The organism is Haemophilus sp. HMSC061E01 (genome assembly GCF_001810345.1).
In the GTDB taxonomy this organism is placed as follows: domain Bacteria; phylum Pseudomonadota; class Gammaproteobacteria; order Enterobacterales; family Pasteurellaceae; genus Haemophilus_D.
In genome coordinates this window covers 97632-111851 of record NZ_KV801015.1, presented here as the reverse complement: position 1 = coordinate 111851, position 14220 = coordinate 97632, and the positions used below count along the sequence as shown (strand labels likewise).

At 38.8% G+C, this 14220-nt stretch carries 16 protein-coding genes; 9 read left to right on the top strand and 7 right to left on the bottom strand.

Annotated features, from left to right (window positions below):
• From rsxC to HMPREF2732_RS06410, 5 genes are all read right to left on the bottom strand, one after another.
• Positions 1–1852: electron transport complex subunit RsxC (gene rsxC / locus HMPREF2732_RS06430; protein WP_261673766.1), on the bottom strand; the 1852-nt coding region annotated here is incomplete at its 3' end.
• Between the two features lies 1 nt (position 1853).
• On the bottom strand, positions 1854–2438 hold the full coding sequence (rsxB, locus tag HMPREF2732_RS06425; protein WP_070592143.1) for an electron transport complex subunit RsxB: 585 nt from the start codon (positions 2436–2438) through the stop codon (positions 1854–1856).
• A 70-nt stretch (positions 2439–2508) separates the two neighbouring features.
• A complete protein-coding gene (rsxA, locus tag HMPREF2732_RS06420) occupies positions 2509–3087 on the bottom strand; it encodes an electron transport complex subunit RsxA (protein ID WP_070592141.1) in 579 nt (192 codons plus the stop codon).
• A gap of 101 nt (positions 3088–3188) precedes the next feature.
• Positions 3189–5342 carry a YccS family putative transporter gene (gene yccS, locus HMPREF2732_RS06415; RefSeq protein ID WP_070592139.1) on the bottom strand — a complete coding sequence of 718 codons (2154 nt, stop codon included), beginning with the start codon at positions 5340–5342 and terminating at the stop codon, positions 3189–3191.
• Positions 5343–5440: 98 nt separating this feature from the next.
• Positions 5441–6097: a curli polymerization inhibitor CsgI-related protein gene (locus HMPREF2732_RS06410; RefSeq protein ID WP_049373465.1), complete on the bottom strand. Its 657-nt coding sequence runs from the start codon at positions 6095–6097 to the stop codon at positions 5441–5443.
• Positions 6098–6218: 121 nt separating this feature from the next.
• Between HMPREF2732_RS06410 and HMPREF2732_RS06405 the strand changes: the two genes are divergently transcribed.
• The 5 genes from HMPREF2732_RS06405 (at position 6219) to cspD (ending at position 8130) form a co-directional block, all read left to right on the top strand.
• A complete protein-coding gene (locus HMPREF2732_RS06405; RefSeq protein ID WP_080351264.1) occupies positions 6219–6488 on the top strand; it encodes an acylphosphatase in 270 nt (89 codons plus the stop codon).
• A gap of 70 nt (positions 6489–6558) precedes the next feature.
• Positions 6559–6879, top strand: coding sequence for a YqcC family protein (locus tag HMPREF2732_RS09975; RefSeq protein WP_005696046.1), 321 nt, complete (start codon positions 6559–6561; stop codon positions 6877–6879).
• Positions 6880–7596 (top strand): tRNA pseudouridine(65) synthase TruC, encoded by a 717-nt coding sequence (gene truC / locus HMPREF2732_RS09885; RefSeq protein ID WP_070592136.1) that lies wholly within the window; start codon positions 6880–6882, stop codon positions 7594–7596.
• 12 nt (positions 7597–7608) lie between these two features.
• Positions 7609–7773 (top strand): YoaH family protein, encoded by a 165-nt coding sequence (locus tag HMPREF2732_RS09880; protein WP_070592133.1) that lies wholly within the window; start codon positions 7609–7611, stop codon positions 7771–7773.
• Between the two features lie 147 nt (positions 7774–7920).
• Positions 7921–8130: a cold shock domain-containing protein CspD gene (cspD, locus tag HMPREF2732_RS06385; RefSeq protein WP_005696050.1), complete on the top strand. Its 210-nt coding sequence runs from the start codon at positions 7921–7923 to the stop codon at positions 8128–8130.
• Between the two features lie 79 nt (positions 8131–8209).
• Here cspD and matP read toward each other — a convergent pair whose 3' ends face one another.
• Positions 8210–8659, bottom strand: coding sequence for a macrodomain Ter protein MatP (gene matP / locus HMPREF2732_RS06380; RefSeq protein WP_005696051.1), 450 nt, complete (start codon positions 8657–8659; stop codon positions 8210–8212).
• 102 nt (positions 8660–8761) lie between these two features.
• Between matP and HMPREF2732_RS06375 the strand changes: the two genes are divergently transcribed.
• Together HMPREF2732_RS06375 and fabA are read left to right on the top strand one after the other, a co-directional pair.
• The gene (locus HMPREF2732_RS06375) at positions 8762–10564 is read left to right on the top strand and encodes an AAA family ATPase (protein WP_070592131.1); all 1803 of its coding nucleotides are present in this window, start codon (positions 8762–8764) and stop codon (positions 10562–10564) included.
• A 168-nt stretch (positions 10565–10732) separates the two neighbouring features.
• Positions 10733–11266: a bifunctional 3-hydroxydecanoyl-ACP dehydratase/trans-2-decenoyl-ACP isomerase gene (gene fabA, locus HMPREF2732_RS06370; protein ID WP_005698958.1), complete on the top strand. Its 534-nt coding sequence runs from the start codon at positions 10733–10735 to the stop codon at positions 11264–11266.
• Between the two features lie 60 nt (positions 11267–11326).
• Here fabA and ybaK read toward each other — a convergent pair whose 3' ends face one another.
• Positions 11327–11806, bottom strand: coding sequence for a Cys-tRNA(Pro) deacylase (gene ybaK, locus HMPREF2732_RS06365; RefSeq protein ID WP_005696054.1), 480 nt, complete (start codon positions 11804–11806; stop codon positions 11327–11329).
• Positions 11807–11882: 76 nt separating this feature from the next.
• Between ybaK and HMPREF2732_RS06360 the strand changes: the two genes are divergently transcribed.
• Both HMPREF2732_RS06360 and HMPREF2732_RS06355 read left to right on the top strand, forming a co-directional pair.
• The gene (locus tag HMPREF2732_RS06360; protein WP_070592129.1) at positions 11883–12836 is read left to right on the top strand and encodes an oxidoreductase; all 954 of its coding nucleotides are present in this window, start codon (positions 11883–11885) and stop codon (positions 12834–12836) included.
• 20 nt (positions 12837–12856) lie between these two features.
• Positions 12857–14164 (top strand): NCS2 family permease, encoded by a 1308-nt coding sequence (locus HMPREF2732_RS06355; protein WP_049358074.1) that lies wholly within the window; start codon positions 12857–12859, stop codon positions 14162–14164.
• Positions 14165–14220: the final 56 nt, after the last annotated feature.

Here is a 14220-nt window from a genome sequence, read left to right as displayed (position 1 = left end):
CTTTTTTCGGATCAAGTGCGGTTGGATTTTCATCTGTTTTTTCTACCACGCTTTCAGTTGCATTTGTCGCAACTGTTTCACCTTGAGCGGCCGCTTTTTTCGCTTTTGCTCTTGCGAGAGCAGCTGCAACAGCTGCTTTCTTCGCATCTTTTTCATTGGTTTGTGACGTTGTTGCATTTGTCACAGTGCCTGTATCTGCTTGCGCTTGTTGTTTAGCTAGGCGACGGGCTTTACGTTGCTCCATGAGCTCATGGTTATCTGGTAAGATTTCGCCTTTCTCAGATACGATAGTTTTTGTTTCTTTATTTGCTGCTAAACCCGCTTGTTTTGCTTTCAGGCGTTCTAATGCCGCTTTAACTGGGTCTTCACCTTTTTGTTTTGCAAGTTCTTCACGGCGAGCTTCTGCTGCGCGTTGTGAACGTGCTTTACGTTCTTGCTCCTCACGTTCCATACGAGCTTGTTTTGCTTCAAAACGGATTTTGGCTTCTTCTGCTTTTTTCGCTTTTTCTTTAATTTCCCAAATCTTGGCTTTTTCTTGTCGGAAATATTGAATAAGCGGAATATGGCTTGGACAAACATAAGCACACACGCCACATTCAATACAATCTTTTAAGCAATATTCTTCTGATTTTTGGTGATCCTCACTGCGAGCATACCAATAAAGTTGCTGTGGCATTAAATTGACAGGGCAAGCATCAGAACAAGCTGAACAGCGGATACAAGATTGTTCCGGTTCGGGTTCACCATATTCAAAATGATCGGGTGCTAATAAACAGTTTATTAATTTTGTGACGGGTGCGTTGAGATCAGAAAGTTGTAATCCCATCATTGGTCCGCCGGCAAAAACAGGGAAGCGCTCATCATATTGATAGCCAACTTGCGCCAATAAGTGATCAACCGGTGTGCCCAAGCGAACCCAGTAGTTACCTTTCTCTGAAATTTTATCACCAGTCAGTGTAACGACACGCTCAATTAAAGGCTCGTCATTAATGACCGCTCTTTTTACCGCAAAAGCTGTACCGACATTATGCATCAATACGCCAATATCGTAAGAACGTCCGCCACTTGGCACTTCCATGCCGGTAAGCAAATAAATAAGCTGTTTGGCTGCACCAGATGGATATTTAGTCGGAATAACGCGCAATTCAATATCATTTGCACCATGTAGTGATTGCTGAATAGCTTGAATTGCTTCGGGTTTATTGTCTTCAACCGCAATCACCACTTTTTCAGGACGTAAGATATAACGTAAGATGCGAATCCCTTCGATTATTTCATCTGTATAATCACGCATTAAGCGGTCATCACAGGTAATATAAGGTTCGCATTCCGCACCGTTAATAATTAAGAGTTTAACTTTCTTTTCAGCCGATTGAATTTTGGCCGCAGTCGGGAATACCGCACCACCTAAGCCAGCAACCCCTGCTTGATAAATACGATCAATGAGTTGTTCGACAGGTTGTGTGAAAAACTCTTCAAGTGGAAATTGCTCACGCCATTTATCCAAGCCATCCGCTTGAATATGAATCATATCCTCAGTTAGACCAGAAGGATGGGGCGCAACATGTTTTCCGATAAACTTTACGGTACCAGAAGTTGGCGCGTGAACAGGCAAGGTTCTTAAGCCATCACCTTGTGTTAAAGGTTGGCCTTTAAGCACATAATCGCCCTCTTTAACTAATACATTTCCTGCTGTGCCGGCATGTTGTTTAATCGGCACATAAAAATCATGAGAAAGTTCTGATTGCTTAATAGGGAATTGGTTTGATTGAGATTTCATTTCATGAGGATGAATACCGCCTTTAAAATCCCAAATTTTGCCGGATTTAAATCTTGTTAATACATCAGCCATATTATTCCGACTCCCCAACCACTAATTTTTTCTCGATTTCTGTGGTGTTTACAACCGGAATGACTAATTTAGGATCAAATTTCCAGTCCCAATTATCAATATCTTTTTTCACTTTAATCATGGAAATACAATCTGTTGGACAAGGTGCGACGCAAAGTTCACAGCCAGTACAGAGATCGGGAATAATTGTATGCATGGCTTTGTTTGTACCGATAATGGCATCAACAGGGCAGGCTTGAATACATTTAGTACAGCCAATACACATATTTTCATTAATAAAGGCAACCATTTCTTCTGGTTCCGCCACATCATCCATTGCGGGTACATCAACACCCATGATTTCGGCAATTTTTACGACTGTTGGACGACCACCAGGCACGCATTTTGTGATAACGTCACCATTAGCAATCGCTTCAGCATAAGGCTTACAGCCAGGATAGCCGCATTGCCCACATTGGCTTTGCGGTAAGATGGCATCAATTTTTTCGACGATGGGATCTGCTTCGACTTTTAATTTAATCGAAGCAAAGCCTAAAATCGCACCAAAAATTAAAGCGAGAACGGTTACTGAAATTAAGATAAACATTATTTTTTAGTGTTATTCCAAAATAATCCGAGAAAAATCACTGTTACAGTAATAAACATCAAGAGATAAATCATTTTACTAATCCGGCGAAGCCCATAAAGGCGAGAGACATCAAACCGGCCGTAATTAATGCGATAGACGAGCCACGAAACGTAATGGGGACATCTGCAGCAACAAGGCGTTCACGCAATGCGGCAAATAAAACTAAAACCAGAGCAAAACCTAAAGAGGCGCCAAAACCATAAATAACGGATTCAGTTAAATTGTGTGCCAAATTGACGTTTAATAATGCCACGCCGAGTACTGCACAGTTTGTGGTAATCAGTGGTAAGAAAATCCCTAATAAGCGATAAAGTGATGGGCTCGTTTTATTGATTACCATTTCAGTAAATTGAACCACGACGGCAATCACCAAAATGAAAACTAAAGTGCGCAAAAATGTAGCATTTAGCGGCATTAAAATATAACTATCGACTAAATAAGAACACAATGATGCGACGGTTAATACAAATGTCGTAGCAAGCCCCATACCTATTGCTGTTTCAATCTTTTTGGACACACCCATAAATGGACAAAGTCCTAAGAATTTGACCAAAACGAAGTTATTGATTAATGCAGTGCTGATAATGAGTAGAATGTAATGTGTCATTGCGTCTAAATTTATTTTATATAAGAGGCGTATTATCCCTGTTTATTGCATTGAGAACAATAAAAAATTCGGGGTAGTGCGGTCAGTTTTTCCTTTGTTTTTTATTTTGCAATCAGTTCTTTTTGACTATGTTGGAAATAGCGATATAACTGAGGTAGCAATTGAGAAATCAAGTTAAGTTGCTGGTATGGCAACGCAAAGACTGCATTGTTTTTGGTTTGCGTTTCATCCCATTGAATTTTTTTTAGGCTCTGTTCAATATTATTTTGGAGCTTTTCAAAGATTTCTGGACGAAGCTTTTCAATATTTTCCAGCGCATATAAAACCTTTTTCGCCACAGGATAAAAGTCTGACAAAAACTCGGTAGTTTGTTGTAATTGTGCCATTTTATTGCGATATGCCCCTAAAGCAGAAATATAGCTCAATAGGGAATAATTCATTTTTAATAAATCAAAACCTTCTTGCAAATAAGCCTGATATTTCTTCGGTTCGTTGTTCATATTGGAAAGCGTCGTACTTAGTGCCGCCGCATATTGATGGGCATTACGGCGTGCAATACGGTATTTTAAATTATCGCTTTTACCAAATTGCAGTTGGCTAATAATGTGCAAGAAATATTGTGCATCACTTTGAATCGCTTGACGGCTCACTTTATCGAGCTGTAAATATTTCCAATCCGGCCATAAATAAGAAACGGCAAACCATGCAATGGCTGAACCTAATACAGTATCAATGAGACGAGGGAAGAGCGCTGATTGTGTGTCAAATCCCATTACATCGAAACTGATCAATACTTGCAAGGTAATAAAGAACGTGGAGAAACTGTAATTATTACTACGGAAAAAGAAAAAGAGCGTACTGGTCACCACCATTAAACCAAGTTTCATCTCTAATGTTGGGTTGAGATATGGTAATAAGGAGCCAATAATTACCCCTAAAATCGTACCAATAATACGCTGGCGTAACCGCACTTTGGTTGCAGAATAGTTTGGCTGACACACAAAGACCGCAGTAAGTAAAATCCAGTAACCCAAATTAAATTGGAAAAATTCAACAATTGCGCAACACAAAAACACCACGATAGACAAACGTACAGCATGGCGGAAAAGTGGTGACTCAAAAGTGAAATTACTTCCAATAACAGAAAGAATATTTTTTAATCCCGTAATTTGTTCAGTATGGATCTGTGCAGTTTGCTCATTTTCACTGGTTTCTTGCTCAAGTTGGCGTAATTGCCAGTTAATGCTTTGCAGGTTATCAATCAGTGTTTGAAGGGCTAGCAAAACATTGTTTTGATTGGTATGTTCTTTGCTATAAAGCTCAAGGGATTGAATTGTGCCCATCAATGCTTTTTCTACACGAATATTATAGTGATAAGGCGTATTCTGACGCAGGCAAGCCGTAATATCGTGACAGGCTTGCGCTTGTAATTCGAGCAAGCGCTGAATACGGAAAATTAAATCTGTATTTTTGAGTTGTTCCGCAATTTGTCGATAATCAAAATGTGTTGAATTTGCACGCTCATGAATGTCTTGCGCAGCAAAATAATAGCGGATCATGCGTTGTGTGCGAGCATGGCGATGTTGCCCACGAATACGATAGAAAAGTGCTGTTCTCGCTTGATTGAAGGTATCCACCACATTGGTGTTTTTCATCGCAAAATTAAGGTGTTTTTTCTCGATTTCATCAATCTCATCAGGATCAAAAAATTCTGATTTTGCATCTAAATAATTACCAAGTGCACAAAACGCTTTTGCCACGCTTTCTTGTACAGGACGGTTTGGGAAAAAGAGATAGACGATGATGGTCACAATGCTGTAGAGCAAGGTACCCAATAAAATCATTACAGGATTGATAAACCAGCTCGCAGAATTATCTGGTGTATAAGTGAGAGTGGTGTAAATGGCTACCACCAGCGTACCAAACGCAATAGTACGATAACGTTCACCCACGGCACCAACCATCGTAAATAAAAAGGTGATGATAGTCATCAACAATACGTATTGGATCGGCTTGCCAATATTAAGCTGAACGATGAAGGTTGAAATGGAAAAGGCAATTAATGTGTAAAAAATATTTTTTAATCGTCCGGTAAGACGATTATCTAAATCCACTAAACCACCTGCAATAATCCCTAAAATTAAGGGCATAGATTGCGTAGAAATATCAAAAAACCAGACGCCAAACGCTGCGATATTCACTGCAATAAAAATAGGTATTGAAGCGATTACTTTTGCATTAAGCCATTGATTCATGTTGATATCCTTGCTTATTATTTTATGACTAAAAAATGGATGATAAAAAAGTGAGCGGGAAGGCTCACTTCTTTATCAAAGTGCGGTTAAAAAAACGATTATTTTTGTTTTTTTGCCCAGTTTAAGAAACGAGTTTGGGTTTCTTTATCGGCTTGTTGGAACCAGTATTGTAATTGTTGTTCAGCAACGTTTTCACCTTGCACTACGACTTTGCCTTTCGCTGCTTTTCCTGATGCTGCAGGCATCATACCTACTGCAGGTGCTGCTAAAGCTGAAACCGCTGCTGGTGCATTAGATGCATTATACTCAGCAAGGTCGTTAACAATATTCGCTGATGGGAATAAACCTTCTTGTTTTAAGGTATCTACTTTAGCATCAATCACATTACCTGATTTAGTTTTAACGGTAATTTGTGGTTGTGCATTAAATTTTTCGCCATCTTCTTGAGAACGAATTTTTTCTGCGGATACCACAACATCATCAGCCGTACCTTTAAAAGTCACAATAACAGGGTTAGACTCAAAAAGCCCTTGGCTAGAACCTGTACCGACGATCTCACCTAAACGTACCACAACCTGCTGTGTTTGGTCAGCTTCAGCATTGAATGATTTTTTTTCTTTTAGAAGGGATTTGCTGGCTTTTTGGCCGTTGATAGCAAGGAACTCAAGGTTTGATGAGGTGGTGACCATGCCGGCTAAGCTGCTCGCACTGACTGCAAGGGCAACAACACCTAAAGCAAACTTACATAATTTCATAATTACTCCTTTTATTTTTTGAATGAAATTAGATGGTTGTAATGCTATGCTAAATTTTAAAAAATGGGAATAGGAAAGTGCGGTTAATTTTTAAAAAGTTTTTGTAACAAAGGAGCAAATCATGGCAAAACGATTTGTCGTATATGGGCGAGTACAAGGTGTCGGGTTTCGTTATTTTACGTGGAAAGAAGCAGAGAAAATTGGTATTAAAGGCACGGTAAGAAATTGTACAGACGGAAGTGTCGAAATCATTGCGGAAGGCAATGATGACCAACTGCAATACTTTTATGATTGGTTAAAAGTCGGGCCAAGAACTGCAACTGTTGAACGGGTCTTAGTCGATTATATTGAAGATAAACGGTATTCTGACTTTTCGATTATTCATCGCTAAAACTGACCGCACTTTACAGTGTGAATTGATGCTCGTAGAATACGCCGCTTGTTTATAAATAGGGGAAATCATGCGTAATCAAACAAAACTTCATCTTCAACAATTACAACTTGCTATGCAAAAACTTGATTTATGGCAAGCGGTTCCACCTTCACAAGATGCTTTTTTAAGTGAAGAGCCTTTTGCTATTGATACCATGTCACCAGAAGAATGGTTGCAATGGATTTTTATTCCAAGAATGTTTGCCTTACTTGAAAGTGGCGCTGAGTTACCTTCAAAAATTGCGGTGTCGCCTTATTTAGAGGAAGCGTTTAAAGAAGCAGAAGAAGATTTTTTAGTTGAATTATTAACGCCGTTACGTGAATTAGAAGCCTTATTACAAAATCAATAAATGTTAGAGATCTTATATCAAGACGAATATCTTGTCGCCGTTAATAAGCCTGCAGGTATGTTGGTACATCGCAGCTGGCTTGATACTCATGAAACGCAATTTGTGATGCAAACCTTGCGCGATCAAATCGGGCAACATGTTTTTCCTATTCATCGATTAGATCGCCCCACCTCAGGTGTTTTGCTGTTTGCTTTAAATAGTGAAATCGCAAATTTAATGTGTCAGCAATTTGAACAGAAAACGGTGCAAAAATCTTATTTGGCGATTGTACGAGGGTATTTGCAAGGCAAAGGACAGATTGATTATCCCCTTAAAATCCAATTAGATAAGATTGCAGATAAGTTTGCACAAGAAGATAAAGCCCCTCAAGAGGCGGTAACAGATTATGAGGGCTTAAACATTGTGGAAATGCCTTATGCGGTAGGGCGTTATCAAACCACTAGATATTCCTTGGTGAAGCTCATTCCTCAAACAGGCAGAAAACATCAGTTACGACGTCACATGAAACATATCTTTCATCCTATTTTAGGGGATACACAATATGGGGATTTACATCAAAATCGTGCATTGACGGAACATTCAGGCTGTCAGCGTTTATTTTTACACGCAGATACACTTATTTTTGAACATCCTATTTATTCAATAAAAATAGAAATTAAAGCTAATTTAGATGAACAATGGATGAAAGTGATGGAATTATTTAATTGGTCTATTTAACGAGAAGAAATAATGTTAGATATTAATTTAACCCACGAAGAGCAACAAAAAGCAGTAGAGCAAATTCAGGAATTAATGGCACAAGGAATTAGCAGCGGTGAAGCCATTCAAATTGTGGCAAAAGCATTGCGTGAAATTCATCAAAAAGGTGAGAAAGAAGCTTCTGACAGTAAATAAATAAAAATTTTTGTGATCAATGTATCATTTTTAAAGTTTCCTTGTTGCATAAAAAAATAAAATGTTTGAATATATTTCCAATTGAGGTGATAAGGCATGAGTCTTATTGTTTTTAAGTATTAAGGGCGAAGCCTATAGAGGTCTACTATGGAAATTGGTGTAGTAAAATGGTTTAATAACGCAAAAGGATTTGGATTTATTTCTGCAGAAGGCGTGGATACAGACATCTTTGCACATTATTCAGCAATTGAAATGGATGGTTACCGTTCATTGAAAGCGGGACAACGCGTGCAATTTGAAGTGATTCACGGCGACAAAGGATCTCACGCCACAAAAATAATTCCGATTGCGGAATAAGCGAAACGCTAAAACGTTTCAAAATTTTCTCTATTTAGCATAATCAAAAGCCAAGGTTTCGGCCTTGGCTTTTTTCATCTTATTTATTGAGCAAGTTTTTCAAACCGGCTTTCATTGCCGTCATTTGACTTTCATATAACGCTTTGCTTTCACGTTCATCAATCATATAGGTGATGGTTTCAGAAAGCGTCATTTTCATTTTTCGTGAATATTTAGACAAACGAAGCCAAACGCCATATTCTAAATCAATGGATTTTTTCTTCGTTGATTGTTTCTCTGCATTAAAAAAGCGTTTACGTCTTGCACGAATAGCCTGATCAAGCTTAATAGGTAAATCAAGAGAAAGGTGATTTTTAATCCACTCTTCGATTTTTTCAGGATAATTCTGACATTCTATTAATTCTTGAACTTTGCTTTCTTCTAAGCTTTTTTCTTCGTAACGGGTAATTTTTTCCCCTTCGCGATGTTTGCGAATGAGATAAATCCATTTCCAGTTTGCTTCTTGGTTTTCTAATTTTTGATATTTCATCGTTTTATTATACTTTTTAGTGACGTGGTAACCTCATAAATATACGCTGTTTAAATAAATTTTTCCAGTAGATTTTTATAACGGATTTTCACTCAGGGTGAAGTGTGCGATAATACCGCCAATTTAATTAAAGCGAGATATGTCGTGACTTCTACATCTTCGGAACAAGCCTTAAATTGGCAAGCCTTACAACCAGAATTATCGATTACTGAACTTTCAGCTGAAAAGGCTGATTTTTGGTCATTACAAAAACATGCCACAAAAGCGATTTCTTTATTCTTAAAACAACCTCGTCGTTCTTTGCTGGTTTTAAAAGCCGATGATCAAGCAGAATATGCAGATTTATTAGCAGAACTTATTCGTCAAGAACAGCCAAAAGAGCGGTCAGTTTTTGGGGTGAATTATGTCGTTGAGCAGGGGGATTCTTTTTCTTTCCCTCGTATTTATACCGAGCCAGCTCAATCACCAGCAGATAATTTTGCCGCACAAGGTGATGTGTTGAAGGCATTACACGCTGATCAATTTAGTCTTTTTGGTAGTGTACGCGTTCATCCAAGTTCGCAAGATATTTTGCTTACACCAGGTTTAGTGCATCAAGCCAATGGGGGCGTTTTGATTTTAAGCGCAGCAACGATGCTAAGCCAATTTGATTTATGGCAACGCTTAAAACATATTTTACAAACGCAAACTTTTGATTGGTATTCAGCTCATCCATTTAAAACCTTGCCTTGTGATATTCCAAGTTATCCACTTAATTTAAAAGTGGTGATTTTAGGCAATCGCACTGAAATTGCGACCTTAGGTGAGTTAGAAGAAGATCTTTACAGCTTGGCTGATTATGCAGAAATTGAAAGCTACTATTCTGTTGCCCAACCTAAAGCACAAGAAAATTGGGCTAATTATGTGTTGGCATTAGCCTCAAAATATGAACTTGATTTAGATTTAACTGCATTGAATAAACTCTATCAGTTATTGGTGCGTGAGAGTGAAGACCGCTTTTTAATTAACATTTCCCCGTTAAAAACAACGGAAATGTTACTCAATGCTGCGACGTTGTCACAAAAACAAACCTTAAGTGCGGTTGATTTTGAGCAAGCTTTTAAACAAAAAAATGAACAGCATGGTTTTTTACGTGAACGTACTTATGCAGATATTCTCAACGAACAAATTTATGTAGAAACCAACGGTGAAATTGTTGGGCAGATTAATGGCTTGTCTGTGATTGAATATCCAGGCACACCGGTTTGTTTTGGTGAACCTTCTCGCATCAGCTGTTTAGTGCAGTTTGGTGATGGTGAAGTCGTGGATGTGGAGCGTAAAAACGAATTAGCGGGCAACCTCCACGGGAAAGGTATGATGATTTCTGAAGCATGCTTGGCAAGTATCTTAGAGTTGCCATCACAGTTGCCATTTTCTGCTTCTTTAGTATTTGAGCAGTCTTATGGTGAAATTGATGGTGACAGTGCGTCTCTAGCTATTTTCTCCGTATTAGTCAGCGCGTTATCTGATTTGCCATTGCCACAAAATATTGCGATTACGGGTACCATTGACCAATTTGGTTTGGTGCATGCGGTAGGCGGAGTGAATGATAAAATTGAAGGCTTTTTCACCATTTGCCAACGTCGTGGTTTGACGGGTAAACAAGGGGTGATTATTCCTGCGACGACGATTCAACAACTAAGCTTATCTGACGAAGTGGTTGAGGCGGTGAAAAATGAGCAGTTCTTTATCTATCAAGTCGAGGATATTTATCAAACAGCCAAAATCCTATTTGACCGCGATTTATTGGAAGAGAAAGAAGAATATGCGAAGGGCAAAGAGCCTATTGCACGTTTAATTCAAAATCGAATTGCTTTTCGTTCGGAAACGCCGAAAAAAAACTGGTTAGATTTCTTTAAATCTTAATTTCTTTAAAGCGAACCTTGAGTTCGCTTTTCTTTTATGTGAATTTTACTGACTGATCCGACAAGTTGAGCTAACAAGTGTTCGCTGTTTACATTTCTTATAAATCCCCATAGAATCTGCACTTATTGTTTGTAACCAAGCAAAACTATATATACAAGGAAATAAAAAATGGAAAACACCTGTACACCCAACATCAAAAGCAGCTACACTTATGAAGATTTATTAGCTTCTGGTCGTGGTGAATTATTTGGTAAAGAAGGCCCGCAACTTCCAGCACCAACCATGTTGATGATGGATCGCATTGTAAAAATGACCGAAGATGGCGGTGCGTTTGGTAAAGGGTATATTGAAGCGGAATTAGATATTCATCCAGATTTACCGTTTTTCGGTTGTCACTTTATTGGTGACCCCGTTATGCCTGGTTGCTTAGGCTTAGATGCGATGTGGCAATTAGTGGGTTTCTTCCTTGGCTGGGTAGGCGGTAAAGGTAAAGGCCGTGCATTAGGCGTAGGTGAAGTGAAATTTACCGGACAAATCTTACCAACCGCGAAAAAAGTGGTTTACCGTATCAATATGAAACGCGTAATTAATCGCAAATTAGTAATGGGAATGGCTGATGGTGAAGTGGAAGTAGATGGTCGTGTTATCTACACTGCAACCGATTTAAAAGTTGGCTTATTCCAAGATACATCAAGTTTCTAATTCAAATAAACACAACATCATATAAAAATAATAGCCCGATTCATTCGGGCTTTTCTTTTTCTATTCTTCGTCAATAATATCGACAAATTCGGCATTCAGTAATTTAGCCAAATCTTGAGGCGCTAATTCGACGCTTAATCCACGTTTTCCACCTGAAACAAAAATCGTATCAAACTCAAGTGCGGTCGAATTTATCACAGTTTTTACCCGTTTCTTTTGACCTAATGGGCTAATGCCACCGACTAAATATCCCGTGCTTTTTTGTGCCGCATCTTTATCGGCCATTTCAACTTTTTTTACACCAATTGATTTTGCCGCTTTCTTTAAACTCAACATATTTGCCGTGGAAAGCACAAAACACGCTAATTTTTTCTGATCACCATTTTCAGCAACTAAAAGTGTTTTAAAGGATTGGTGCGGATCAAGCCCAAGTTTTTCAGCGGCTTCATCGCCAAAATGTGTATTGTTAGGGTCATGATCGTAAGTATGGAGAGTAAAAGGAATTTTATTTTTCTTTAGTAAATCAATTGCTGGTGTCATCTGATTTCCTTATGTATTTATCAGTCTTTTTTCTGTAGAATGAATCGGTTCAGAACATTTTACAGCGGAGAGAAAAATGGATGCAAGCCTAAATATTGCTATTGCAGCAGAATTTGATCTATGTGAAAAAATTGCCGAAGCACTTGAACAAAGTGAGCTAGATGTAGGCAATGTTTCGATTGTAGAAATTTATCCTTTTGAAGAAGAACAAGCGATACGTTTTCGCAATAAAGCCGTTGCTCAATTAGCCACTGATGAGATTGAGTGGGATAGCGTTAATTATCTTTTCTTCGCAGGCCAAATTGACCAAGCGCCTTTATTAGCACAAACCGCAGAAAGTGGCTGTGTGGTGATTGATTTAAAAGGGATTTGCTCTGCATTGTCTGATGTACCCGTCGTAGTTCCTACAATCAATGAAGAAAATCTGACTGAATTAAGACAACGTAACATTGTGAGTTTACCTGATCCGCAAGTGAGTCAATTAGCTTTATCTCTACTACCAATTATTCAACAAACAAATTTAACTCAAGTCTTTGCTACGTCACTTTTACCTGCGTCTTATACAGATGGTGAAACCGTGAATAAACTTGCGGGTCAAACTGCTCGTTTACTGAATGGTATGCCATTGGAAGAAGGTGAAACCCGTTTTGCCTTTGATGTGTTTCCACAACAAGCGGCTAATTTAAATCTGCAATTACAAAAAATCTTCCCGCAGTTAGACAATGTCATTTTCCATCAAATTCAAGTACCTGTCTTCTACGGCATGGCACAAAAAGTGACAGCACTTTCAGATTATGAATTTGATTTCCAACCACAACAAGGCGAATTGATTGAATTACATGATAGCCTTATTACGCCTGTGATTAATGGCGAAAACGAAAATGGTGAAGAAAGCGTAAAATTGCATATCAGCCAACAAAGTGCGGTTGAAAACGGTATAGAATTTTGGACGGTTGCTGACGAGCAACGTTTCAATATCGCCTTATTAGGTGTGAAATTACTTGAGTCGATTTATCACCAAGGTTATTAATTTAAGTTAAGGGGAAAACAATGCAACAATCTTTACTTGAACGCCTTTTTTCCATTAAAGAAAAGGGCAGTACCACCAAAACCGAAATTATCGCGGGTATCACCACCTTCTTTACCATGGTGTATATCGTGTTTGTAAACCCATCCGTATTAGGTGATGCGGGAATGGATAAACAAGTTGTTTTCGTGACTACTTGTTTAATCGCCGCGCTCGGTACCATTGCGATGGGATTATTCAGTAATTTACCTATCGCCCTTGCACCGGCTATGGGACTCAATGCGTTCTTTGCTTATGTAGTCGTTGGCAAGCTTGGTTATTCTTGGGAAGTGGGCATGGGCACTATTTTCTGGGGCTCGATTGGTTTATTTGTTCTCACCTTATTCCAAATCCGTTATTGGTTAATGGCTTCGATTCCACTTTCATTGCGCGTGGGAATTGGTGCAGGTATCGGCTTTTTTATTGCGTTAATTGGCTTTAAAAATATGGGATTGGTTGTAGCGAATCCTGCAACCTTAGTGGCATTAGGCAATTTACATGATCCTAAAATTCTGCTTGGCGTATTAGGTTTCTTCATTATCGTAGTTTTAGCTGCACGTAATATTTTCTCTGGTGTTTTAATTTCTATCGCGGTAGTCACTGGATTAGCGCTTTTAATTGACGACCAAGTTACCTTCCACGGCATTGTTTCGATGCCACCAAGTTTAGGTGCGGTTGTCGGTAAAGTGGATATTGCAGGTGCTTTAGATACCGCTTTGCTCGGCATCATTTTCTCTTTCCTTTTAGTAAACCTATTTGACTCATCAGGCACCTTATTAGGCGTGACCGATAAAGCAGGTTTCAGCGATGAGAAAGGTCGTTTCCCGAAAATGAAACAAGCTCTTTATGTAGATAGCGTGAGTGCGGTAGTAGGTTCTTATATCGGCACATCCGCTATTAGTACTTATATTGAAAGTGGTGCAGGGGTTTCAGTTGGTGGTAGAACAGGTTTAACAGCAGTAACAGTCGGTGTTTTATTCTTACTTACCATTTTCTTCTCGCCACTTGCTAGTGTTGTACCAGCTTATGCAACCGCAGGGGCATTAGTCTATGTAGGGATTTTAATGGCATCTAGTCTTATTCGTGTACACTGGGATGATTTAACTGAAGCCACCCCTGCTTTTATCACTGCAGCGATGATGCCATTTACTTATTCAATTACTGAAGGTATCGCATTTGGCTTTATTAGTTATTGCGTCATGAAGGCCTGTACAGGTAGAATACGCGAGGTCAATGCCCCTGTGTGGGTGGTGTCTTTATTATTTGTAGCCAAGTTCGTTTGGGTTGGCTGATTTCATAAAGGCGTAATTTATTACGCCTTCATTTTTATAGCATTGCAACAAGGAGT